Origin of the sequence: Streptomyces sp. NPDC007896 (assembly GCF_042959425.1) — a bacterium.
Lineage (GTDB): Bacteria > Actinomycetota > Actinomycetes > Streptomycetales > Streptomycetaceae > Streptomyces.
The window spans coordinates 139,528-162,716 of sequence record NZ_JBIBKX010000006.1 but is presented as its reverse complement, the minus strand read 5'-3'; the positions used below and the strand labels follow the sequence as shown (position 1 = coordinate 162,716).

General features: G+C 69.8%; 19 protein-coding genes. 12 read left to right on the top strand and 7 right to left on the bottom strand.

Going from position 1 to position 23,189, the window contains the following annotated elements:
* The first annotated feature begins 90 nt into the window (after window positions 1-90).
* Window positions 91-2,628 (top strand): RelA/SpoT family protein, encoded by a 2,538-nt coding sequence (locus ACFZDJ_RS20865; RefSeq protein ID WP_384906190.1) that lies wholly within the window; start codon window positions 91-93, stop codon window positions 2,626-2,628.
* A gap of 127 nt (window positions 2,629-2,755) precedes the next feature.
* Here ACFZDJ_RS20865 and ACFZDJ_RS20860 read toward each other — a convergent pair whose 3' ends face one another.
* Window positions 2,756-3,985 (bottom strand): DUF349 domain-containing protein, encoded by a 1,230-nt coding sequence (locus tag ACFZDJ_RS20860; RefSeq protein WP_390936701.1) that lies wholly within the window; start codon window positions 3,983-3,985, stop codon window positions 2,756-2,758.
* A 135-nt stretch (window positions 3,986-4,120) separates the two neighbouring features.
* Window positions 4,121-4,942: a peptidylprolyl isomerase gene (locus ACFZDJ_RS20855; RefSeq protein ID WP_391060706.1), complete on the bottom strand. Its 822-nt coding sequence runs from the start codon at window positions 4,940-4,942 to the stop codon at window positions 4,121-4,123.
* A 180-nt stretch (window positions 4,943-5,122) separates the two neighbouring features.
* Between ACFZDJ_RS20855 and ACFZDJ_RS20850 the strand changes: the two genes are divergently transcribed.
* On the top strand, window positions 5,123-5,848 hold the full coding sequence (locus ACFZDJ_RS20850; protein WP_168507300.1) for an MBL fold metallo-hydrolase: 726 nt from the start codon (window positions 5,123-5,125) through the stop codon (window positions 5,846-5,848).
* 12 nt (window positions 5,849-5,860) lie between these two features.
* Entirely contained in the window at window positions 5,861-7,123 is a 1,263-nt protein-coding gene (gene hisS / locus ACFZDJ_RS20845; protein ID WP_168507298.1) for a histidine--tRNA ligase, read from the top strand.
* A gap of 203 nt (window positions 7,124-7,326) precedes the next feature.
* On the opposite strand, the gene ACFZDJ_RS20840 is transcribed toward hisS, so the two are convergent.
* From ACFZDJ_RS20840 to ACFZDJ_RS20825, 4 genes are read right to left on the bottom strand one after another with little or no spacing between them, the layout of a single operon-like run.
* The gene (locus ACFZDJ_RS20840; protein ID WP_391060704.1) at window positions 7,327-7,950 is read right to left on the bottom strand and encodes a response regulator; all 624 of its coding nucleotides are present in this window, start codon (window positions 7,948-7,950) and stop codon (window positions 7,327-7,329) included.
* The gene (locus ACFZDJ_RS20835; RefSeq protein WP_390936696.1) at window positions 7,947-9,152 is read right to left on the bottom strand and encodes a histidine kinase; all 1,206 of its coding nucleotides are present in this window, start codon (window positions 9,150-9,152) and stop codon (window positions 7,947-7,949) included. The genes ACFZDJ_RS20840 and ACFZDJ_RS20835 overlap by 4 nt, the downstream gene beginning before the upstream one ends.
* Window positions 9,149-9,994, bottom strand: a complete 846-nt coding sequence (locus ACFZDJ_RS20830) for an ABC transporter permease (protein WP_391060702.1) — start codon at window positions 9,992-9,994, stop codon at window positions 9,149-9,151. The genes ACFZDJ_RS20835 and ACFZDJ_RS20830 overlap by 4 nt, the downstream gene beginning before the upstream one ends.
* A complete protein-coding gene (locus ACFZDJ_RS20825; RefSeq protein ID WP_390936692.1) occupies window positions 9,991-10,857 on the bottom strand; it encodes an ATP-binding cassette domain-containing protein in 867 nt (288 codons plus the stop codon). Before ACFZDJ_RS20825 ends, ACFZDJ_RS20830 begins: the two co-directional genes overlap by 4 nt.
* A 139-nt stretch (window positions 10,858-10,996) precedes the next feature.
* On the opposite strand from ACFZDJ_RS20825, the gene ACFZDJ_RS20820 reads away from it, so the two are divergent.
* The 3 genes from ACFZDJ_RS20820 (at window position 10,997) to rpsD (ending at window position 13,959) form a co-directional block, all read left to right on the top strand.
* On the top strand, window positions 10,997-11,629 hold the full coding sequence (locus tag ACFZDJ_RS20820; protein WP_384906183.1) for a vitamin K epoxide reductase family protein: 633 nt from the start codon (window positions 10,997-10,999) through the stop codon (window positions 11,627-11,629).
* A gap of 44 nt (window positions 11,630-11,673) precedes the next feature.
* A complete protein-coding gene (locus tag ACFZDJ_RS20815; protein WP_391060699.1) occupies window positions 11,674-13,029 on the top strand; it encodes an AAA family ATPase in 1,356 nt (451 codons plus the stop codon).
* A gap of 315 nt (window positions 13,030-13,344) precedes the next feature.
* Window positions 13,345-13,959: a 30S ribosomal protein S4 gene (gene rpsD, locus ACFZDJ_RS20810; protein WP_101406249.1), complete on the top strand. Its 615-nt coding sequence runs from the start codon at window positions 13,345-13,347 to the stop codon at window positions 13,957-13,959.
* A 33-nt stretch (window positions 13,960-13,992) separates the two neighbouring features.
* On the opposite strand, the gene ACFZDJ_RS20805 is transcribed toward rpsD, so the two are convergent.
* On the bottom strand, window positions 13,993-16,152 hold the full coding sequence (locus ACFZDJ_RS20805) for an AAA family ATPase (RefSeq protein WP_391060697.1): 2,160 nt from the start codon (window positions 16,150-16,152) through the stop codon (window positions 13,993-13,995).
* A 200-nt stretch (window positions 16,153-16,352) separates the two neighbouring features.
* Between ACFZDJ_RS20805 and ACFZDJ_RS20800 the strand changes: the two genes are divergently transcribed.
* From ACFZDJ_RS20800 to ACFZDJ_RS20775, 6 genes are all read left to right on the top strand, one after another.
* Window positions 16,353-16,787 (top strand): DUF948 domain-containing protein, encoded by a 435-nt coding sequence (locus tag ACFZDJ_RS20800; protein ID WP_101406251.1) that lies wholly within the window; start codon window positions 16,353-16,355, stop codon window positions 16,785-16,787.
* 7 nt (window positions 16,788-16,794) lie between these two features.
* Window positions 16,795-17,139, top strand: coding sequence for a DUF6167 family protein (locus ACFZDJ_RS20795; protein ID WP_101406252.1), 345 nt, complete (start codon window positions 16,795-16,797; stop codon window positions 17,137-17,139).
* A complete protein-coding gene (gene alaS / locus ACFZDJ_RS20790) occupies window positions 17,139-19,811 on the top strand; it encodes an alanine--tRNA ligase (RefSeq protein WP_168507286.1) in 2,673 nt (890 codons plus the stop codon). Before ACFZDJ_RS20795 ends, alaS begins: the two co-directional genes overlap by 1 nt.
* Before the next feature lie 35 nt (window positions 19,812-19,846).
* Entirely contained in the window at window positions 19,847-20,311 is a 465-nt protein-coding gene (ruvX, locus tag ACFZDJ_RS20785; RefSeq protein ID WP_101408270.1) for a Holliday junction resolvase RuvX, read from the top strand.
* A 122-nt stretch (window positions 20,312-20,433) separates the two neighbouring features.
* A complete protein-coding gene (gene mltG, locus ACFZDJ_RS20780; protein ID WP_391060695.1) occupies window positions 20,434-22,230 on the top strand; it encodes an endolytic transglycosylase MltG in 1,797 nt (598 codons plus the stop codon).
* A complete protein-coding gene (locus ACFZDJ_RS20775) occupies window positions 22,211-23,050 on the top strand; it encodes a shikimate dehydrogenase (RefSeq protein ID WP_391060693.1) in 840 nt (279 codons plus the stop codon). The genes mltG and ACFZDJ_RS20775 overlap by 20 nt, the downstream gene beginning before the upstream one ends.
* Window positions 23,051-23,189 lie beyond the last annotated feature (139 nt).

Here is a 23,189-nt window from a genome sequence, read left to right as displayed (position 1 = left end):
GCGGCCGAAAGCGAGCCCGACGCCCAGGATCGCTACCATGGGGTTTCCGGAGCCTGACCGGGGGACCCGGAACGCGCACGAGGAGCCCTCTTGCCAGACGAGGCCCAGCCACTCACCGCCGCCAAGCCCGAGCCTGTCTCGGCCCCCGCGGCGACGCCCGCCAAGAACGCCACGAGCGGGCCGGTCGAGCACGCCCAGTCCGCGCCCGACGACAAGGCGGCCGAGCAGCCACGCCCCAAGCCGGCTTCTCCCGAGCGCCCCGCGAACACCCCGGCGGTCCGTTCCACGGCCGCCCCGTCCGGCCGCCCCAGCTCCTCCTCCAACCGCGTCCGCGCCCGCCTGGCCCGGCTCGGCGTGCAGCGTTCGAACCCGTACAACCCGGTCCTGGAGCCGTTGCTGCGGATAGTGCGCAGCAACGACCCGAAGATCGAGACGTCGACGCTGCGACAGATCGAGAAGGCCTACCAGGTCGCCGAGCGCTGGCACCGCGGCCAGAAGCGCAAGAGCGGCGACCCGTACATCACGCATCCGCTCGCCGTCACGACGATCCTGGCGGAGCTGGGCATGGACCCCGCCACGCTGATGGCCGGTCTCCTGCACGACACCGTCGAGGACACCGAGTACGGCCTGGACACGCTCAAGCGCGACTTCGGCGACCAGGTCGCCCTGCTCGTCGACGGCGTCACCAAGCTCGACAAGGTCAAGTTCGGCGAGGCCGCGCAGGCCGAGACCGTCCGCAAGATGGTCGTCGCCATGGCCAAGGACCCCCGCGTCCTGGTCATCAAGCTCGCCGACCGCCTGCACAACATGCGCACCATGCGCTACCTCAAGCGCGAGAAGCAGGAGAAGAAGGCGCGCGAGACCCTGGAGATCTACGCGCCGCTCGCCCACCGCCTGGGCATGAACACCATCAAGTGGGAGCTGGAGGACCTCGCGTTCGCGATCCTCTACCCCAAGATGTACGACGAGATCGTGCGCCTGGTCGCCGAGCGCGCCCCCAAGCGCGACGAATACCTCGCCATAGTGACCGACGAGGTCCAGGCCGACCTGCGCGCCGCCCGCATCAAGGCAACGGTCACCGGCCGCCCGAAGCACTACTACTCCGTCTACCAGAAGATGATCGTCCGCGGCCGTGACTTCGCGGAGATCTACGACCTGGTGGGCATCCGCGTCCTCGTGGACACCGTCCGCGACTGCTACGCGGCCCTCGGCACCGTGCACGCGCGATGGAACCCGGTCCCCGGCCGGTTCAAGGACTACATCGCGATGCCCAAGTTCAACATGTACCAGTCGCTGCACACGACGGTCATCGGGCCCAACGGCAAGCCGGTCGAACTCCAGATCCGCACGTTCGACATGCACCGCCGTGCCGAGTACGGCATCGCCGCGCACTGGAAGTACAAGCAGGAGACCGTCGCCGGTTCCTCCAAGATCCGTACGGACGTGCCCCGGGCTGCCAAGGGGAGCGCGGGTCAGGACACCGTCAACGACATGGCGTGGCTGCGCCAGTTGCTCGACTGGCAGAAGGAGACCGAGGACCCGAGCGAGTTCCTGGAGTCCCTGCGCTTCGACCTGTCCCGCAACGAGGTCTTCGTCTTCACACCCAAGGGTGATGTCATAGCGCTTCCGGCCGGCGCGACACCGGTGGACTTCGCGTACGCGGTCCACACGGAGGTCGGCCACCGGACGATAGGCGCACGGGTCAACGGACGCCTCGTCCCGCTCGAATCCACCCTGGACAACGGCGACTTGGTGGAGGTCTTCACCTCCAAGGCGGCCGGCGCGGGCCCCTCCCGCGACTGGCTGGGCTTCGTGAAGTCCCCGCGCGCCCGCAACAAGATCCGCGCCTGGTTCTCCAAGGAGCGCCGTGACGAGGCGATCGAGCAGGGCAAGGACGCCATCGCCCGCGCGATGCGCAAGCAGAACCTGCCGATCCAGCGCATCCTCACCGGCGACTCCCTGGTCACCCTCGCGCACGAGATGCGCTACCCCGACATCTCCTCGCTGTACGCGGCGATCGGCGAGGGCCATGTCACCGCGCAGAGCGTCGTGCAGAAGCTGGTTCAGGCCCTCGGCGGCGAGGAGGCGGCCACCGAGGAGATCGACGAGAGTGTCCCGCCCGCGCGCGGCCGCGGCCGCAAGCGCCGCTCCAACGCCGACCCCGGTGTCGTCGTCAAGGGCGTCGAGGACGTGTGGGTCAAGCTCGCCCGCTGTTGTACGCCCGTCCCCGGCGACCCCATCATCGGCTTCGTCACCCGCGGCAGCGGCGTATCGGTGCACCGCAGCGACTGCGTCAACGTCGACTCGCTCTCCCGCGAGCCCGAGCGCATCCTCGAGGTCGAGTGGGCGCCCACCCAGTCCTCGGTCTTCCTGGTGGCCATCCAGGTCGAGGCACTGGACCGCTCCCGGCTCCTGTCGGACGTCACCCGCGTCCTGTCCGACCAGCACGTCAACATCCTGTCCGCGGCCGTCCAGACCTCCCGCGACCGCGTCGCCACCTCCCGCTTCACCTTCGAGATGGGCGACCCCAAGCACCTGGGGCACGTCCTGAAGGCGGTCAGGGGTGTGGAAGGCGTGTACGACGTGTACCGGGTGACCTCGGCGCGCAGGCCCTCCGACGGGTCCTGACGTCCGCGTCCCGGCGGCTCGTCGACGGGCCGCCGCCGTCAACGGGCACTACGTAGAGGGGCTCCCGTACGCACCGTACGGGAGCCCCTCTACGTAGTGGCGGGAAAACCCAGCCGCCTCGGCCGCCTCAGCCGCCGAACTCCTGCAGACCCTTCAACGCCTGGTCCAGCAGCGCCTGACGGCCATCGAGCTCCTTCTGGAGCTTGTCGGCCCTCGAAGTGTTGCCCGCGGCACGCGCCGTCTCGATCTGGCCCTGGAGCTTGTCCACGGCGGCCTGCAGCTGACCGGTCAGACCCTCGGCACGCGCGCGTGCCTCCGGGTTGGTCCGGCGCCACTCGGCCTCCTCGGACTCCTGCAGAGCCCGCTCCACCGCGTGCATCCGGCCCTCGACCTTCGGGCGGGCGTCGCGCGGCACGTGACCGATGGCCTCCCAGCGCTCGTTGATGGAACGGAAGGCGGCGCGGGCGGCCTTCAGGTCCTGCACCGGGACGAGCTTCTCGGCCTCCTCGGCCAGCTCCTCCTTGAGCTTCAGGTTCTCCGACTGCTCGGCGTCCCGCTCGGCGAAGACCGAGCTGCGCGCCGCGAAGAACACGTCCTGGGCGCCGCGGAAGCGGTTCCACAGGTCGTCCTCGTGCTCACGCTGGGCGCGGCCCGCGGCCTTCCAGTCCGCCATCAGCTCGCGGTAACGCGCCGCCGTCGGACCCCAGTCCGTGGAGGCGGACAGCGACTCGGCCTCCGCGACCAGCTTCTCCTTGGTCTTACGGGCGTCCTCGCGCTGCGCGTCCAGCGAGGCGAAGTGCGCCTTGCGGCGCTTGGAGAACGCCGAGCGCGCGTGCGAGAAGCGGTGCCACAGCTCGTCGTCCGACTTGCGGTCGAGTCGCGGCAGCCCCTTCCAGGTGTCCACCAGGGAGCGCAGCCGCTCACCGGCCGCCCGCCACTGGTCGCTCTGCGCCAGCTCCTCCGCCTCGACGACCAGCGCCTCCTTGGAGTGCCGTGCCTCGTCGGACTGCTTCGCACGCTGGACCTTGCGCTCCTCACGGCGCGCGTCGACCGTCTCGACGAGCTTGTCCAGCCGCTTCTTCAGCGCCTCCAGATCGCCGACCGCGTGATGGGCGTCCACCTGTCCGCGAATATGGTCGATCGCGATCTGGGCGTCCTTCGCCGACAGGTCGGTGGTTTTCACTCGTCGCTCGAGGAGGCCGATCTCGACAACCAGGCCTTCGTACTTGCGCTCGAAGTAGGCCAGCGCCTCATCAGGGGAGCCGGCCTGCCAGGAACCGACGACCTGCTCGCCGTCGGCCGTACGCACGTACACGGTCCCCGTCTCGTCGACGCGGCCCCACGGGTCGCTGCTCACAGCGCCTCCTCCACATGATGCCTGCGAGGGGCTTCAGCGCCCCTGGGCATCGTCCACAGTTTCGTCACGGCCAACATAGGCGACCAGCCCGGCGGCTGTCCGCATCCAGCGCGACCGAAATTTCGCAGTTGACGGTCAGGATTTCGCCACGGTCAGCTTGTTGATCACGACCGTCGCGTTGGGCGCCCCGTCGCCCTGGCCTGTGCTCTCTCCGGCCGCGGCGATCTTCTTGAGGACCGTGAGGCCGGACTTGGAAATAGTTCCGAACGGTGTGTAGCTGGCCGGTAGCTGACTGTCCTGGTACACGAGGAAGAACTGGCTGCCACCGGTGTGCTTCTGGCCGGTGTTGGCCATCGCGATCGTGCCCGCCGGGTAGATGCCGCCCTTGAGGCTGGTGTCCTTCAGGTTCTCGTCCGGGATCGTGTACCCGGGACCGCCGCTGCCGGTGCCCTTCGGGTCACCGCACTGCAGCACGTAGATGCCGTTCGTCGTGAGCCGGTGGCACTTGGTGTGGTCGAAGAACCCCTTGCCCGCGAGGAAGTCGAACGAGTTCACCGTGTGCGGGGCCGCGGCCGTCTTCAGCGCGACGTCTATGTCGCCGCAGGTCGTCGCCAGCTTCATCGTGTAGTTCGCCGACTTGTCGATGCTCATCGCCGGCTCCGTCTTCCAGCTCAGCGACTTCACCGCGCCTTCGGCGGGCTTGGCGCACGGGTCCGGCGCCTTGCTGGTCGGGGAGGCGCTCGGCGTGACCTCCGCGCCCGCGTTGGCCTTCTTGTCGTCGTTCTTGAAGAGCCCGGTCGCGTACGACACCACACCGCCGACGACGATCACGCCGAGGACCGACGCGACCACCGTATTGCGCGTGTGTGACTTGCGCCGCGCGGCCGTACGCCGCTGCTGCTGCCGCAAGAACTTCTCCCGGGCGAGCTGACGCCGCCGCTGTTCCTGGGTGACCACCGGGTTATCTCCTCATGCGTCTCGTACGTCAAGTGGGACGCGTGCGTCTTGTGAGCCGACCGCCTGCGTGTGCCCCGTACCGTATATGGGTTAGCTGAGGAATCGGCAGCGCCGGTAGGCTCTGATCCACAGCCACCCACCCCGTACGGCATCACGCGTACGCCACCACGAAGGACGATCGTGCTCATTGCCGGGTTCCCCGCCGGGGCCTGGGGCACCAACTGTTACCTGGTCGCCCCCGCCGCCGGTGAGGAGTGCGTGATCATCGACCCGGGCCACCAGGCCGCCCAGGGAGTCGAGGACGCACTCAAGAAGCATCGGCTCAAGCCCGTCGCCGTCGTCCTCACCCACGGCCACATCGACCACGTGGCCTCGGTCGTGCCCGTCTGCGGCGCCCACGACGTACCGGCCTGGATCCACCCCGACGACCGGTACATGATGAGCGACCCGGAGCGGGCGCTCGGCCGGTCCATCGGCATGCCGCTGATGGGCGAGCTGACCGTGGGGGAGCCGGACGAGGTACGGACGCTGACCGACGGCACGCGGCTGGAGCTGGCCGGTCTGGAGCTGTCCGTCGCGCACGCGCCCGGCCATACGAAGGGGTCGGTGACCTTCCAGATGCCCGAAGCCCGCGACGGATCAGACATTCCGTCGGTCTTCTTCTCGGGCGATCTGCTCTTCGCCGGCTCCATCGGACGCACCGACCTGCCCGGCGGTGACATGGACGAGATGCTCGGCTCGCTGGCCCGTGTGTGCCTGCCGCTCGACGACTCGACCGTGGTGCTGTCCGGCCACGGCCCCCAGACGACCATCGGCCAGGAGCGCGCCACCAACCCGTATCTGCGGCAGGTGGCGGCGGACCGCCAAGCGCGCGGCGCCGAGCCCGCTCCCCGACGAGGAATGTGACGAGAGACTTTCGTGAGCACCTTCAAGGCCCCCAAGGGCACCTACGACCTGATCCCGCCGGAGAGCGCCAAGTACCTCGCCGTGCGCGAGGCGATCGCAGCGCCCCTGCGCAACTCCGGCTACGGCTACATCGAGACGCCCGGCTTCGAGAACGTCGAGCTCTTCGCGCGCGGTGTCGGTGAGTCCACGGACATCGTGACCAAGGAGATGTACGCCTTCGAGACCAAGGGCGGCGACCGGCTCGCCCTGCGCCCCGAGGGCACGGCCTCCGTACTGCGCGCCGCGCTGGAAGCCAACTTGCACAAGGCCGGCAACCTCCCCGTCAAGCTCTGGTACTCCGGCTCCTACTACCGCTACGAGCGTCCCCAGAAGGGCCGTTACCGCCACTTCTCGCAGGTCGGCGCCGAGGCGATCGGTGCGGAGGATCCGGCGCTCGACGCCGAGCTGATCATCCTGGCGGACCAGGCCTACCGGTCGCTGGGGCTGCGGAACTTCCGCATCCTGCTGAACTCGCTGGGCGACCAGGAGTGCCGTCCCGTGTACCGGGCTGCCCTTCAGGACTTCCTGCGCGGCCTGGACCTGGACGAGGACACGCTGCGCCGCGCCGAGATCAACCCCCTCCGGGTCCTCGACGACAAGCGCGACGACGTGCAGAAGCAGCTGGTGGGCGCGCCGTTGCTCCGTGACTACCTCTGCGACGCGTGCAAGACGTACCACGAGGAGGTGCGCGAGCTGATCACGGAGGCGGGGGTTGCCTTCGAGGACGACCCCAAGCTGGTGCGCGGCCTGGACTACTACACGCGGACCACCTTCGAGTTCGTCCACGACGGTCTGGGCTCCCAGTCCGCGGTGGGCGGCGGCGGGCGCTACGACGGGCTGTCCGAGATGCTCGGCGGGCCCGCGCTGCCTTCGGTGGGCTGGGCGCTCGGTGTCGACCGCACGGTGCTCGCCCTGGAGGCGGAGGGGGTCTCGCTCGAACTCCCCGCGGCCACGAGCGTGTTCGCCGTTCCGCTCGGTGAGGAGGCCCGTCGGGTGCTCTTCGCCAAGGTGGCCGAGCTGCGGAAGCTCGGTATCGCCGCCGACTTCTCCTACGGGTCCAAGGGGCTCAAGGGGGCGATGAAGAACGCGAACCGGTCGGGAGCGCGGTACGCGATCGTCGCCGGTGAGCGGGATCTCGCCGAGGGTGTGGTGCAGCTCAAGGACATGGAGTCCGGTGAGCAGGCGGCGGTCGGGGTGAACGAGATCGTGGCGGAGCTCGAGACGCGACTGGGCTGAGGACCGGGTTTCTCGCCCCCGCCGCCCCTACCCTCCCCCAAGCTCTCGGCTTCGCTCGAGCAGGGGGACCCCCATCATCCCGAACCTGGGGGCTCCGCCCCAGGCCCCCGGGTGTGTTCTTCGACTGCGGGCGGGTGGGGGCTGGTCGCGCAGTTCCCCGCGCCCCTTGTGCCCCCGCGCCCCTGAAAGGCTCGGGGCGGGGGTCAGTCCAGTAGGCCGAAGCGCATCGCGCTCGTCACCGCCGCGGTTCGGTCGTCCACCCCCAGTTTGGTGAAGGCCCGCAGCAGGTGGGTCTTCACGGTGGACTCGCCGATGAACAGCCGACGCCCGATCTCGGCGTTCGTGCACCCCTCCGCCACCAGCCGCAGCACCGCCGTCTCACGCTCGGACAACCTCGGCTGCTCCGGCTTCGTGCGGAGCCGGTCGACGAGCCGGGCGGCGACGGACGGGGCCAGCACGGTCTCGCCGCGCGCGGCGGAGCGGACGGCGTCGGCGAGTTCGGCGCGAGGGAGGTCCTTCAGGAGGTAACCCGCGGCTCCGGCCTCGACCGCCCGCAGAATGTCCCGGTCCGTCTCGTACGTCGTCAGCACGATGACCCGGCAGCTCAATCCCGCCTCGGTCATCCGCACGATCGAGTCGACACCCCCGCCCCCCGGCATCCGCAGGTCCATCAGGACGATGTCCGGCCGGAGCTCGGCCGCCAGCGCCTCCGCCTGCGGGCCGCTCGACGCGTCGGCGATCACATCGAGGTCGGGCTCGGCACTGAGCATCGCGCGCAGCCCTTCCCGTACGACGGGATGGTCGTCGGCCAGGACGATGCGGATCACGAGTCACTCCTTGGAGCGGGTAGACAGACGGTGACGGTCGTGCCCTCGCCGGGCGCGCTGCGCACACGGGCCCTGCCGCCCACTTCCGCGGCCCGGGCGCGCAACCCGGTCAGACCGTAGCCGCCGACCGGCGCGGCGGGGTCGAAGCCGGGGCCGTCGTCCTGTACGGAGAGCGTCAGTGAATCGTGGGCGTACGTCAGGGCGACCGCGATCGTCGACGAACTCCCCGCGTGTTTGCGGGCGTTGGCGAGTGCCTCCTGGCAGGAACGCAGGACCACGACCTCGGGCCCGGCGGGCAGCGCGCGCACGGGGCCGGTGATGTCGACCGTCGCTTCATGGCGCGCTGCCAGCCGGCGCAGCGCGTCGGGCAGCGAGGCCCCTTCGAGGTCGGCGGGCGCGCCCCCGGCGACCAGGGCCCGCGCCTCGGCGAGGTTCTGCCGGGCCGTCTCCGCCATCAGGGACAGGTGGCGGCGGGCCTGCGGGACGTCGTGGTCGAGTTCGGCCTCGACCGCCTGCACCAGCATCAGCAGGCTCGTGAAGCCCTGTGCGAGCGTGTCGTGGATCTCCCGGGAGAGCCGTTCCCGCTCGGCCAGCGCGCCGTGCGCCGACGAGAGCCGGGAGAGCTCGTGGCGACTGGCGTCCAGTTCGGCGATCAGCTCGGCCCGTTCCTGGCTCTGCTCGATGATGCGGCTGGTCCAGTTGCCGAAGGCCGCTGAGAAGACGAGGGTGACCAGGCCGAAGAGCGAGTTGAAGAAGACGTCCTGGCCGCTCGGCCACCACAGCAGCGCCCAGCCCACCACCGGCACGATGTTGATGACCGTCACGGCCGCCAGCGCCCAGCGCAGCCGCAGCGCCATGAAGCACTGGGGGACGAGCGCGAAGGCCATCAGCCGGGTCTCACCGACGAGGATCCCCGACGGCAGGAACAACATGATGGCCCCCGCGAGATAGCCGAGGGCCCGGCGTTCGTCGGGCGGGTCGCCGCTGAGGACGGGGCGTCCCACCGTCACGTACCAGGGAATCAGCGCCACCAGCAGCGCCGCCGAGACGAGGCGCAGGGGCCACCCCGGGTGCCCCGTGCCGAGGACGAACACCAGGGTGGCCACGCACACGGTCGCGAAGTACGAGTCCCAGAGCCGGAAGGAGTGCTCCCAGGTGTACGAGCTCTTCGCGCCGCCGGGTCCGGCGATCCGTTCGGTCATCCGTCGCGACGGTTCTTCCAGCGGAAGGTCAGCAGACACAGCAGCAATCCTCCGACGCACCAGGCCCCCAGCACCAGGGCGATCCGCCCGAACTCCCAGCCGCCCGCCTGCTCCAGGACCTTCGCCGACTCGGGCAGGAACACCCCGCGCAGCCCCTGGCACATCCACTTCAGCGGGAACAGGGCGCCGATGTTCAGCATCCAGTCGGGGATCGTGTCGATGGCGATGTAGACCCCGGAGATGAACTGCAGCACCAGGAACGGGAGTACGACGACGGACGTGGCGCTCTTGCCGGACTTCGGGACCGAGCTGATCGCGATGCCGAGCAGGGCGCAGGCCGTCAGGCCCAGGACGAAGATCCAGGCGAAGTCGGCCCACTTGGCGGGATCCGAGGGCAGCTTCACGTCGTACAGCGACGTGCCGACGACGAGCAGGATCGCCGTCTCCAGGAGGCCGGTGACCAGAACCAGCCAGATCTTGCCCAGGAAGTACGCGGCCGGCGGCATCGGAGTGCCGCGCAGCCGCCGCAGCACCTTCTCGTCCCGCTCGATCGCGATGGAGATGCCGAGGGACTGGAAGCTGGTGGACATGATGCCCGCGGCCATCATCGCGGGGACGTACAGCTGGGAGGCGGTGATGCCCGCGCCCCGCACGTCGTCCTTGAAGATCGACGCGAAGAGGAAGAGGAAGACGACGGGGAAGGCGAAGGTGAACACCACCTGGTCGCGCTGGCGGAAGAACTGCCTGATCTCCAGGGCGCCCCGCCGCAGGCCGAGGCCCCAGGCTCCGGGCAGCCGCACGGAGGAGGCCTCACCGCGTACGCGTACGGTCGTCAGGGTCATCGCGCGTTCTCCTGTCCGGTCAGTCGGAGATAGACGTCCTCCAGGGTCGGGCGGGTCACGCTCAGCCCGGGTATCTCGCCGTCGAAGCGGCGGGTGAGTTCCGCGACCGTGCGGGTGGGGGTGTCCGTGCGCTCGCTGCGCGGGGTGCCGTCGGCCTCCGTCCACTCGACGGTCGCCTCGGTGCCGAAGCGTTCGCGGAGCGCGGCGGGTTCGCCTTCCGCGACGACGCGGCCCCGCGCGACGACCGCGAGCCGGTGCGCCAGCGCTTCCGCCTCCTCCAGGTAGTGCGTGGTGAGCAGGATGGTCGTGCCCTCGTCGGCCAGCTTCCGGATCAGGTCCCAGAACTGGCGGCGGGCGGCCGGGTCGAAGCCGGTCGTCGGTTCGTCCAGGAGCAGCAGTTCCGGGCCGCCGATCACCCCGAGCGCCACGTCCAGACGCCTGCGCTGGCCGCCCGAGAGCGCCTTGATACGGCTGCCCGCCTTCGCCTCCAGACCGACGAGCCCGATGACCTCCTCGGGGTCGCGGGGCCGCGGGTAGTAGCGGGCGAAGTGCCGTACGGTCTCGTCGACCGTCAACTCCGCGGGCGCCGATTCGTCCTGCCAGACGATACCGACCCGCGAGCGCCACGCGCGTGTGCCCGTCGCCGGGTCCACGCCGAGGACGGACACCTCGCCCGCGTCCCGCCCGCGGTTGCCCTGGAGGATCTCCACCGTGGTGCTCTTGCCCGCGCCATTGGGTCCGAGCAGGCCGAACACCTCGCCGCGGCGGATGCCGAGATCGATGCCGTCGACGGCGGTCACGTCCCCGTACTGCTTGCGCAGCCCCCGTACGTCCACCGCGAGTTGGTTCGCGTGTGTTGTCATGCCGACGAGCCTGCCGCCGAAGCGAACGCTCCGGGACGACCGTGCGTACCTCCTTATGTCCACCGAACGGTGGACACACATGTGGGTGCGGCACAATGTCGGTTGCCCGCAGGCCCTTCGAGACTACGGAAACGGCGTGATGAGCAAGACGACGACAGTCATCTCCATCGACCAGGAACGTGCAGCCGGTCCCCGGACGGTCGGCGGCGGCCGTGCGCTCGCCCTGTTGCTGGTGATCACCGGTGCGGCCGGTCTGCTCGCCGCGTGGGTCATCACGATCGACAAGTTCAAGCTGCTGGAGAACCCGAACTTCGTGCCGGGGTGCAGCCTGAACCCGGTGGTCTCCTGCGGCAACATCATGAAGAGCAAGCAGGCCGCGGCCTTCGGGTTCCCCAACCCGATGCTCGGCCTGGTGGCGTACGGCATCGTGATCTGCGTCGGGATGAGCCTGCTCGCGCGGGCCACCTACCCGCGCTGGTACTGGCTGACCTTCAACGCCGGCACCCTCTTCGGCGTCGGATTCTGCACCTGGCTGCAGTTCCAGTCGCTGTACCGGATCAACTCGCTGTGCCTGTGGTGCTCGCTGGCCTGGGTCGCCACGATCATCATGTTCTGGTACGTGACCTCGTCGAACATCCGCAACGACTTCCTGCCCGCCCCGCGCTGGCTGAAGAGCTTCTTCGGCGAGTTCACCTGGGTCCTGCCCGTCGTACACATCGGGATCATCGGGATGCTGATCCTGACCCGCTGGTGGGACTTCTGGACCGGCTGACAGCCCTGCGGGGATTGTCAGTGGCGTGACATAGGGTTTTGGACGTGGAGCCCGACCTGTTCACCGCCGCAGCCGAAGAACGCCAGGAGAAGGACCCGTCCAGCAGCCCCCTGGCCGTACGGATGCGCCCGCGTACCCTCGACGAGGTCGTGGGCCAGCAGCATCTGCTGAAGCCGGGCTCACCCCTGCGCAGACTCGTCGGCGAGGGGAACGGCGGCCCGGCCGGACCGTCCTCGGTGATCCTCTGGGGCCCGCCCGGCACCGGCAAGACGACCCTCGCGTACGTCGTCTCCAAGGCCACCAACAAGCGCTTCGTGGAGCTCTCCGCGATCACCGCGGGCGTCAAGGAAGTCCGCGCGGTCATCGACGGCGCCCGCCGCGCCACCGGCGGCTTCGGCAAGGAGACCGTCCTCTTCCTGGACGAGATCCACCGCTTCAGCAAGGCCCAGCAGGACTCGCTGCTCCCGGCCGTCGAGAACCGCTGGGTGACGTTGATCGCCGCCACGACCGAGAACCCGTACTTCTCGGTGATCTCCCCGCTCCTGTCCCGTTCCCTGCTCCTCACCCTCGAACCGCTCACCGACGACGACCTGCGCGGCCTGCTGCGCCGGGCACTCACCGACGAGCGCGGCCTCAAGGAGGCCGTCACCCTCCCCGAGGACACCGAGCGGCACCTGCTGCGCATCGCCGGGGGAGACGCCCGCCGCGCCCTGACCGCCCTGGAGGCCGCCGCCGGCGCGGCGCTCGACAAGGGCGAGCAGGAGATCACCCTCCAGACCCTGGAGGAGACCGTCGACCGCGCCGCCGTGACGTACGACCGCGACGGCGACCAGCACTACGACGTGGCGAGCGCCCTCATCAAGTCCATCCGCGGCTCCGACGTGGACGCCGCGCTGCACTACCTGGCCCGGATGATCGAGGCCGGCGAGGACCCCCGCTTCATCGCCCGCCGCCTGATGATCTCCGCCAGCGAGGACATCGGCCTCGCCGACCCGAACGCGCTGCCGATAGCCGTGGCCGCCGCCCAGGCCGTCGCCATGATCGGCTTCCCGGAGGCCGCGCTGACCCTCAGCCACGCCACCATCGCCCTCGCCCTGGCCCCGAAGTCCAACGCCGCGACCATGGCCATCGGCGCCGCGATGGAGGACGTACGCAAGGGGCACGCGGGCCCGGTGCCGATGCACCTGCGCGACGGGCACTACAAGGGCGCGGCCAAGCTCGGGCACGCCCAGGGGTATGTGTATCCGCACGACCTGCCCGAGGGCATCGCCGCCCAGCAGTACGCCCCGGAAGAGCTCAAGGACCGCGAGTACTACACACCGACCCGGCACGGCGCCGAGGCGCGCTACGCGGACGCGGTGGAGTGGACCAGGAAACACCTCGGTAGAGGGCGGCCCTGACCACCCTGTAATATGACGCCAAGCGCTGCGTCCCGTGTCCGGCTCCGGTCGGCACCACCAGAACGGGACATCCAGCCGGAGCCCCTGCCACCACGGGGGGATTCCAGGAGCGTCGCGCACCGTCGAAGGTGTCGCGGGCAGCCCGCCACCACCCGGTCTCCGGGAATGGTCGGTGGGCCACTCGCGTGCTGCACGTATGTGCCCAGACCCAGGAGCGGCTGCCCAGCAGGTCCCCCGAGGACCCGCGGGGTTTCCCGGGCTGCGGATTGCGACCTCCCTTAACTCTGGTGAGCCGAAGTCAAGGAAAGAGAAAAAGTGGCGAATCAGTCCCGCCCCAAGGTCAAGAAGTCGCGTGCCCTCGGCATCGCGCTGACCCCGAAGGCCGTCAAGTACTTCGAGGCCCGCCCCTACCCGCCGGGCGAGCACGGCCGCGGCCGCAAGCAGAACTCGGACTACAAGGTCCGTCTGCTCGAGAAGCAGCGTCTGCGCGCGCAGTACGACGTGTCCGAGCGCCAGCTCGTCCGCGCCTACGAGCGTGCCTCCAAGGTCCAGGGCAAGACCGGTGAGGCCCTGATCATCGAGCTCGAGCGTCGTCTCGACGCGCTGGTCCTGCGTTCGGGCATCGCCCGCACGATCTACCAGGCCCGCCAGATGGTCGTTCACGGCCACATCGAGGTCAACGGCCAGAAGGTCGACAAGCCGTCCTTCCGCGTCAAGCCCGACGACGTCGTGATGGTCCGCGAGCGCAGCCGCAGCAAGACGCTGTTCGAGGTCTCCCGCGCCGGTGGCTTCGCCCCCGACGGCGAGACCCCGCGCTACCTCCAGGTGAACCTCCCGGCCCTGGCGTTCCGCCTGGACCGCGAGCCGAACCGCAAGGAGATCCCGGTGATCTGCGACGAGCAGCTCGTCGTCGAGTACTACGCCCGCTGATCGTCTTCCAGCGGACGTAGCACCACCTGCGCGTCAGCCCGTCGTCTCCCCGCCCTTCGAGGTGGGCGAGACGGCGGGCTTCCGCGTGTCCGGGGGAAGCCCGCGCGGCGAGGGCACCGCACCCAGCGGCCGGGGACCGGGCCCCCGCAGCGCCCGCGCCACCGCCGCCTCCCGGCCGAGCCGAGCCCCCGCCCGTACGCACTCCTCGTACCGCTCGTCGCCCAGCCGCCGCCGGGCCCCGGCCTCGCACCGCTCGTGCGGCTCGTTGTAGTACGCCGAGCCGAACAGCGGCAGGCCCACCGAGGGCCACAGCCGGGCCGCCGCCCCCTGCAGCACCGCGGCCTCGGCCGGATCGCCCTCCGTCTCCGTGACCAGCGCCAGCAGCTCGATCGCGAGGACCGTGCCGAGCAGGTCGTGGAAGGCGTGTCCGGTGTCCAGGCTCTGTTCCAGGAGACCCCGGGCGCGCCCCGGATCGCCCGCGGTCTGTGCCTCGTAGGCCAGCACATACAGCGCGTAGGCGAGCGCCCAGCGCTCCCCGTGGTCCTCGCAGACCCTGCGGACGTCCTCGCACAGCTTCACCGCGCCCGGCAGGTCGCCCCGGAACGCCAGCGCCATCGCCAGCTCGACCTGGGCCATCAGCACGTTGCTGTTGAGCTCGCCGATCTCGTGGTAGCGGTCGAGCGCCGAGCGCAGCAGGGTTTCCGCGCGTGCCATGTCGTCGCCGACCAGCGCCAGACAACCGGTGCGGTGCTCGGCGTAGGCGATCGCGGTGGGGTTGTCGGTGCGTTCGGCCTCCTCGCGGCACTCCTGGAGCGCGGTGAGCGCGGGCACCGTGTCGCCTTGGAGGATCGCCACATGGCCGAGCACCCACAGGGCCTTCAGCCGCGACTGGTCGCGGTCGCTGTCGAGCTCCACCCCGCGCTCCAGCCAGTGCCGCCCCTCCGCCAGCCGGCCGCAGCCGACCCAGTAGAACCACAGGCTGCCCGCGAGGTACTGGCCCAGATGCGTCTCTCCCGGCTCGGTCAGGCAGTACTCCAGGGCGGAGCGCAGATTCGGCAGCTCCGTCTCGATGCGCGCGGCCACCTCACCCTGTCGCGGCGAGAACCAGTCCAGCTCGCACCAGGTGGCCAGGCCCATGTACCAGTCGCGGTGGCGGCGGCGCAGCCGGCTCGCGTCGCCCGCCGCCACCAGCCAGTCCGCGCCGTACGCCCGCACCGTGTCCAGCATCCGGTGGCGCAGGCCGGCCGGTGTCTCCTCGCGCGCCAGCACGGACTGCGCGAGCAGCTCGCCCAGCACGTCGAGGACGTCGTCGGCGTGCAGTCCGTCACCGCTGCACACGTACTCGGCGGCCTCCAGGTCGAACGGTCCGGCGAACACCGAGAGCCGCGACCACAGCAGCCGCTCCTCGGGCGTGCACAGCTCATGGCTCCAGCCGATCGCCGTCCGCAGCGTCTGGTGGCGTGGCAGGGCGTCACGCCCGCCGCCGGTCAGCAGCCGGAAGCGGTCGTCGAGCCGGGACAGCAGCTGCCCGGGCGAGAGGGCGCTCAGCCGGCCCGCGGCCAGCTCGACGGCGAGCGGGATCCCGTCCAGGCGTCGGCACAGCTCCAGGACGTCCGCCCGGTTGCCGTCGTCCAGCGTGAACCCGGGCACCCGGGCCGCCGCCCGGTCCGTGAACAGCTCCGCGGCCTCCCGCTCGGGCAGCGGGGCCAGCGGGAAGCGCAGCTCGCCCTCGACCTCCAGCGGCCTGCGGCCCACGGCGAGCACCCGCAGCCCCGGCGCATGCCGCAGCAGCTCGCCCAGCAGCGCGGCGCACGCGTCCACCAGATGCTCGAACCCGTCCACGACCAGCAGGAGTTGACGCTCGGCGAGATGGTCGAGGAGCAGCCTGAAGGGCGGCTTCGACGTCTGCTCCGTCAGCGCGAGGGCCTCCACGAGCGCATACGCGACGAGATCCGGATCGCGCACGGAGGCCAGCTCCACCCGCCATGATCCGTCACGCGGCCGGGTGTGTGCCGCGGCCCGTGCCGCGAGGCGTGACTTGCCCATGCCGCCCATGCCCGTCACCGTCACCAGCCGGGCCTTCCCCAGCGCCTCCGCCAGCTGTGCGAGTTCGGCGGTGCGCCCCACGAACGCGTTGAGTTCCAGGGGCAGATTGCCGGGTGCGGACCGGTCGGAGCGCTCAGAAGCTCGCATGGGACACGGAGCGTACTGACGCGTAAGCGGTCCGTACAATCACTTCGCGCAACTCCGGGCCTGGCAGCCGGTAATGCGGTACGGAGCGGCGGCCCCGGCGCGATAGGCTCGGGGGACGACTTTTTGATGTTCAGACACGATGTGCAGAGACGATGTCCAGGCACGTACTGGCAGGCACGTACTAGGGAGCGGGTGCGACAGTGTCCGGTGGAGAGGTGGCCGGGATCCTGGTGGCCGTCTTCTGGGCGATCCTGGTCTCCTTCCTCGCCGTCGCACTGGCGAGGCTGGCCCAGACGCTCAGGGCGACCACCAAGCTCGTGGCGGACGTGACCGACCAGGCCGTCCCGCTGCTGGCCGACGCCTCCGCGGCGGTGCGCTCCGCGCAGACCCAGATCGACCGGGTCGACGCCATCGCGTCGGACGTCCAGGAGGTCACCTCGAACGCGTCGGCGCTCTCCACGACCGTCGCGTCCACCTTCGGCGGCCCGCTGGTGAAGGTCGCGGCGTTCGGCTACGGCGTCCGCCGGGCCATCGGCGGCCGCAAGGACAACGTGCCCCCCAAGGCCTCCCGTCGTACCGTGATCGTGGGCCGCACCGTCCCGTCCGCGCGACGGGGAAAGCGGAAGAAGGACTGACGCAGCGATGTTCCGCCGTACGTTCTGGTTCACCGCCGGCGCAGCCGCGGGTGTGTGGGCCACCACCAAGGTCAACCGCAAGCTCAAGCAGCTGACTCCCGAGAGCCTCGCGGCCCAGGCCGCGAACAAGGCGATCGAGGCCGGGCACCGGCTCAAGGACTTCGCGCTCGACGTCCGTGACGGCATGGCCGAGCGGGAGGCCGAACTCGACGAGGCGCTCGGGCTCAATGACCACCCCGAGCTGCCCGGGCCCCGGCGTATCGCCGCGATCGAGAGCAGTCCGAAACACAGCAAGAACCCGACGTACGTCGAGAGGTCGACGTACTCGTACAACCGGAATGAGGACCACTGATGGAGTCGGCCGAGATTCGCCGCCGCTGGTTGAGCTTCTACGAGGAGCGCGGTCACACTGTCGTTCCCTCGGCGTCGCTCATCGCGGACGACCCGACTCTGCTCCTGGTCCCCGCGGGCATGGTGCCCTTCAAGCCGTACTTCCTCGGTGAGGTCAAGCCGCCGTGGTCGCGCGCCACCAGCGTGCAGAAGTGCGTGCGCACGCCTGACATCGAAGAGGTCGGCAAGACCACCCGGCACGGCACGTTCTTCCAGATGTGCGGCAACTTCTCCTTCGGTGACTACTTCAAGGAAGGCGCGATCACCTACGCCTGGGAGCTGCTCACCTCGCCCCAGGACAAGGGTGGTTACGGGCTCGACCCCGAGCGTCTGTGGATCACGGTCTACCTCGACGACGACGAGGCCGAGTCCATCTGGCGCGACAAGATCGGTGTCCCGGCCGAGCGCATCCAGCGCCTGGGCAAGAAGGACAACTACTGGTCCATGGGCGTCCCCGGACCCTGCGGCCCGTGTTCCGAGATCAACTACGACCGCGGCCCCGAGTTCGGCGTCGAGGGCGGCCCGGCCGTCAACGACGAGCGGTACGTGGAGATCTGGAACCTGGTCTTCATGCAGTACGAGCGCGGTGAGGGCACCTCGAAGGAGGACTTCGAGATCCTCGGCGAGCTGCCCAGCAAGAACATCGACACCGGCCTCGGCATGGAACGCCTCGCCATGATTCTGCAGGGCGTGCAGAACATGTACGAGATCGACACCTCCATGGCCGTCATCAAGAAGGCCACCGAGCTGACGGGTGTCGAGTACGGCGCCGCCCACGACTCGGACGTCTCGCTGCGCGTGGTCACCGACCACATGCGCACCTCCGTGATGCTCATCGGCGACGGAGTGAGCCCCGGCAACGAGGGCCGCGGCTACGTGCTGCGCCGCATCATGCGCCGCGCCATCCGCAACATGCGGCTGCTCGGCGCCACCGGTCCGGTCGTCAAGGACCTCATCGACGTCGTGATCGAGATGATGGGCCAGCAGTACCCGGAACTGGTCAGCGACCGTCGGCGGATCGAGACCGTGGCCCTCGCCGAGGAGGCGGCCTTCCTCAAGACGCTGAAGGCCGGCACGAACATCCTCGACACGGCCATCACGGACACCAAGGAGTCCGGCGGCACGGTGCTCGCCGGCGACAAGGCCTTCCTGCTCCACGACACCTGGGGCTTCCCGATCGACCTCACCCTCGAAATGGCCGCCGAGCAGGGCCTTTCGGTGGACGAGGACGGCTTCCGGCGTCTGATGAAGGAGCAGCGGGACAAGGCCAAGGCCGACGCCCAGGCCAAGAAGACGGGCCACGCCGACCTCGGCGCCTACCGTCAGATCGCCGACGCCGCCGGTGAGACCGAGTTCATCGGCTACGACCGGACCGACGGCGAGTCGCGCATCGTCGGCATCCTGGTCGACGGTGTCTCCTCGCCCGCCGCCACCGAGGGCGACGAGGTCGAGATCGTCCTCGACCGCACCCCGTTCTACGCCGAGGGCGGCGGCCAGATCGGCGACACCGGCCGCATCAAGGTCGACACCGGTGCCGTCATCGAGATCCGCGACTGCCAGAAGCCCGTCCCGGGTGTGTACGTCCACAAGGGCGTCGTCCAGGTCGGCGAGGTCACCGTCGGTGCCCAGGCCCAGGCCACCATCGACTCCCGTCGCCGGACGGCCATCGCCCGCGCCCACTCGGCCACGCACCTCACCCACCAGGCCCTGCGCGACGCCCTCGGCCCGACGGCCGCCCAGGCCGGTTCCGAGAACCAGCCCGGCCGCTTCCGCTTCGACTTCGGTTCCCCCTCGGCCGTTCCGACGACCGTCATGACCGACGTCGAGCAGAAGATCAACGAGGTGCTCGCCCGAGACCTGGACGTGCACGCCGAGATCCTGAGCCTCGACGAGGCCAAGAAGCAGGGCGCCATCGCCGAGTTCGGCGAGAAGTACGGCGAGCGCGTCCGCGTCGTGACCATCGGCGACTTCTCCAAGGAGCTGTGCGGCGGCACGCATGTGCACAACACCTCCCAGCTCGGCCTGGTCAAGCTGCTCGGCGAGTCCTCGATCGGCTCCGGCGTACGGCGTATCGAGGCCCTGGTGGGCGTCGACGCCTACAACTTCCTGGCCCGCGAGCACACGGTCGTCGCCCAGCTCCAGGAGCTGATCAAGGGCCGTCCCGAGGAGCTCCCCGAGAAGGTCTCCGCCATGCTCGGCAAGCTGAAGGACGCCGAGAAGGAGATCGAGAAGTTCCGCGCGGAGAAGGTCCTGCAGGCTGCCGCCGGTCTCGTCGAGTCCGCCAAGGACGTCCGCGGTGTGGCTCTGGTCACAGGTCAGGTCCCGGACGGCACGAGCGCCGACGACCTGCGCAAGCTGGTCCTCGACGTGCGCGGCCGCATCCAGGGCGGACGGGCCGCCGTGGTGGCCCTGTTCACCACCGCGGGCGGCAAGCCGCTCACGGTCATCGCCACCAACGAGGCCGCCCGCGAGCGTGGCCTCAAGGCCGGTGACCTGGTCCGTACGGCCGCCAAGACCCTCGGCGGCGGCGGTGGCGGCAAGCCGGACGTCGCCCAGGGCGGCGGCCAGAACCCGGCCGCCATCGGCGAGGCCGCCGACGCGGTCGAGCGGCTCGTCGCCGAGACGGCCAAGTGAGCACGGACGGTCAGCAGAGCGGGGACGGTCGGGGCATGCGCCGCGGCCGCCGGCTCGCGATCGATGTCGGGGACGCCCGGATCGGGGTCGCCTCGTGCGACCCCGACGGGATCCTCGCGACTCCGGTCGAGACCGTGCCGGGGCGTGACGTCCCCGCCGCGCAGCGCCGGTTGAAGCAACTCGTCGAGGAGTACGAGCCGATCGAGGTCGTCGTCGGGCTCCCTCGCTCCCTCAAGGGGGGCGAGGGCCCCGCCGCCGTGAAGGTGCGCGCCTTCGCCCAGGAGCTGGCCCGGGCGATCGCGCCCGTCGGGGTCCGGCTCCTCGACGAGAGGATGACCACAGTGACGGCCAGTCAGGGGCTGCGCGCGTCGGGCGTGAAGTCCAAGAAGGGCAGGTCCGTCATCGATCAGGCGGCCGCCGTCGTCATCCTGCAGCAGGCTCTGGAGTCCGAACGGGCGTCAGGGAACGCACCGGGCGAGGGCGTCGAAGTGGTCATCTGATCGCGATACGGTAACGTTCCGCGCGATGTGGTGGTGTTCGAATAGCTACCGCACAGCGAAGAGGCGGACGGGAGCCGAGCCACCAGCGACAGCAGCCACCGCCTCGCGGCTCTAGGGGATCGATGACTGAGTATGGCCGGGGCGCAGGCTCCGAACCGTGGAATCCGGAGGACCCGTTGTACGGGGACGGCGGATGGGGAGGACAGGCCGTCGACGGCCAGTCCCCCTACGGCGGCCAGCCGCAGCACTACCCGCAGCAGCCGCAGCAGCAGCACCAGCAGTCCCAGTACGGCGAGTGGAGCCCGGACCAGCAGGGCGGCTACGGCCAGGAGCAGCAGTACGGCGCCCAGAACCAGCAGCACTACGAAGGCCAGGGCCGGCAGCAGTATCACGACCAGGGTCAGCAGCACTTCCAGGGCCAGGGGCAGCAGCAGTATCCGCAGCAGTACCCCGGCCAGGAGCAGCAGCAGTACGTCGATCAGGGCCAGCAGCAGTACGACGGACAGAACCAGCAGCAGTACCACGACGGCGGCTGGGACAACGGGACGCAGCACCAGGCCACCTACGCCGCCGACCCGAACGACCCGTACGGCAACCAGGCCGCCGGGTACACCGGTGAACAGCCCGACTTCTACGGCACGCCCGACGCGTATCCGCCGCCGGAGCCGCCCGCCCGTCGCCGTGCCGAGCCCGAGCCGGAGACCGACTGGGATCCGGGACCCGACCAGGGCGAACACGCCTTCTTCGCGGGCGGCGACGACGATGACGACTTCGACGACGACGATCCGAAGGCCGGTCGCGGCGACCGGAAGGGCCGCGGCGGCAAGGGCGAGAAGAGCAAGAAGCGCCGCAGCGGCTGCGCCTGCCTGATGGTCGTGCTGGTCTTCGGCGGCGGTATCGGCGGAGTCGGATATTACGGGTATCACACCTACCAAAATCGTTTCGGCGCGGCTCCGGACTATGCGGGTGACGGCACGGGCGAGGTGACGGTCGAGATTCCCAAGGGCGCGTTCGGTTATGCGATCGGGCGGGTGCTGAAGGAAGCCGGCGTCGTCAAGAGCGTCGACGCCTTCGTGTCCGCTCAGCAGCAGACCCCCGACGGGGACAAGATCCAGGCGGGCGCGTATGTGCTGAGGAAGAGCATGTCGGCTGCCAGCGCGGTCAAGCTGATGCTCGACCCCAAGAGCCAGAACAACGTGATCGTCGCCCCTGGGCAGCGCAACGTCGTTGTCTACCAGGCGATCGACAAGAAGCTCGACCTCGCGGACGGCACCACCGCGAAGATCGCCAAGAAGGAGTACAAGACCTTCGGGCTTCCCAGCTGGGCGAACGACAACAGGGACATAAAGGATCCGCTGGAAGGATTCCTCTACCCGGCGACCTATCCCGCCGCCAAGGGTATGAAGCCCGAGGCGATCCTGAAGCAGATGGTGACGCAGGCCAAGGAGAAGTACGCGGCCGACAACCTCGTGGCCAAGGCCAAGGAACTGAACCTGGTGAACCCGCTCCAGGTCGTCACGGTCGCGAGCCTCGTCCAGGCCGAGGGCAAGACGCACGACGACTTCCGCAAGATGGCCGAGGTGGTCTACAACCGTCTCAAGTCCACGAACACGGAGACCAACAGGCTGCTCCAGTTCGACTCGACCTTCAATTACCTGAAGGGCCAGAGCAACATCCACATCAGCGAGTCCGAGATCAACAGCAACAAGGACCCGTACAACACCTACACGCGGAAGGGTCTGCCGCCCGGACCGATCGGCAACCCCGGTGACGACGCGATCAAGGCGACGTTGAACCCGACCAGCGACGGCTGGATCTATTTCGTGGCGACCGACGGTCAGAGCAACACCGAATTCGCCAAGACCTATGCGGAATTCCAGAAGCTCAAGGACAAGTTCAATGAGAGCTCGGGCAACTGACGCCAAAAGGGCCGCGGTACTCGGCTCCCCGGTCGCCCATTCCCTCTCTCCGGTGCTGCACCGCGCCGCGTACCGGGAGTTGGGACTCGGCGACTGGTCCTACGACCGTTTCGAGATCGACGAGGAGGCACTGCCGGGCTTCTTCGGGGGCCTCGGTCCCGAGTGGGCGGGCCTTTCGCTGACCATGCCGCTCAAGCGGGCTGTCATCCCGCTGCTCGACGAGGTCAGCGAGACGGCGGCCTCGGTCGAGGCCGTCAACACGGTCGTGTTCACCGAGGACGGCCGTCGCGTCGGCGACAACACCGACATCCCCGGGATGGTCGCCGCGCTGCGCGAGCGCGGGATCGAGCAGGTGGACTCCGCCGCGATCCTCGGCGCGGGTGCCACCGCCTCCTCCGCGCTGGCCGCGCTCGCCCAGATCTGCACCGGCGAGGTCGTCGCCTACGTCCGCAGCGCTGAGCGAGCCGCCGAGATGCGGCGGTGGGGCGAGCGGCTCGACGTGGAGGTCCGTACGGAGGACTGGGCGCAGGCCGCGCGGGCCCTGCGTGCCCCGCTCGTGATCGCCACCACTCCGGCGGGTACGACGGACGCCCTGTCCGCCGCGGTCCCGGAACGGCCCGCGACGCTCTTCGACGTGCTGTACGACCCGTGGCCCACCGACCTCGCGGCCCGCTGGTCCGGCTACGGCGGCGCCGTGGTCAGCGGACTCGACCTGCTCGTGCACCAGGCGGTGCTCCAGGTCGAGCGGATGACCGGACGCGCCCCCGCGCCGCTCGACGCCATGCGGAAGGCGGGCGAGCAGGCCCTCGCGAGCCGCTGAGCACCGCCGCGGCGGGCCGGGCGCCGTCCCGCCTGATGGACCTGCGGCGGGGCACCGCGCCCGGACGTGGGAGGATCGGAGGTGGCTGGCCGGAGCCGCGCACCCGGTCACGCCGACGACGTACGCGAGGACGCGCGTA

Excerpts from the sequence above, each read along its gene's own strand:
- ACFZDJ_RS20805 (WP_391060697.1), bottom strand. The coding sequence starts at position 16,152 with ATGCGAGCTTCTGAGCGCTCCGACCGGTCCGCACCCGGCAATCTGCCC.
- ACFZDJ_RS20820 (WP_384906183.1), top strand. The coding sequence starts at position 10,997 with ATGAGCAAGACGACGACAGTCATCTCCATCGACCAGGAACGTGCAGCC.
- ACFZDJ_RS20775 (WP_391060693.1), top strand. The coding sequence starts at position 22,211 with ATGAGAGCTCGGGCAACTGACGCCAAAAGGGCCGCGGTACTCGGCTCC.
- mltG (WP_391060695.1), top strand. The coding sequence starts at position 20,434 with ATGACTGAGTATGGCCGGGGCGCAGGCTCCGAACCGTGGAATCCGGAG.
- ACFZDJ_RS20825 (WP_390936692.1), bottom strand. The coding sequence starts at position 10,857 with ATGACAACACACGCGAACCAACTCGCGGTGGACGTACGGGGGCTGCGC.
- alaS (WP_168507286.1), top strand. The coding sequence starts at position 17,139 with ATGGAGTCGGCCGAGATTCGCCGCCGCTGGTTGAGCTTCTACGAGGAG.
- ACFZDJ_RS20835 (WP_390936696.1), bottom strand. The coding sequence starts at position 9,152 with ATGACCGAACGGATCGCCGGACCCGGCGGCGCGAAGAGCTCGTACACC.
- ACFZDJ_RS20830 (WP_391060702.1), bottom strand. The coding sequence starts at position 9,994 with ATGACCCTGACGACCGTACGCGTACGCGGTGAGGCCTCCTCCGTGCGG.
- ACFZDJ_RS20795 (WP_101406252.1), top strand. The coding sequence starts at position 16,795 with ATGTTCCGCCGTACGTTCTGGTTCACCGCCGGCGCAGCCGCGGGTGTG.
- ruvX (WP_101408270.1), top strand. The coding sequence starts at position 19,847 with ATGCGCCGCGGCCGCCGGCTCGCGATCGATGTCGGGGACGCCCGGATC.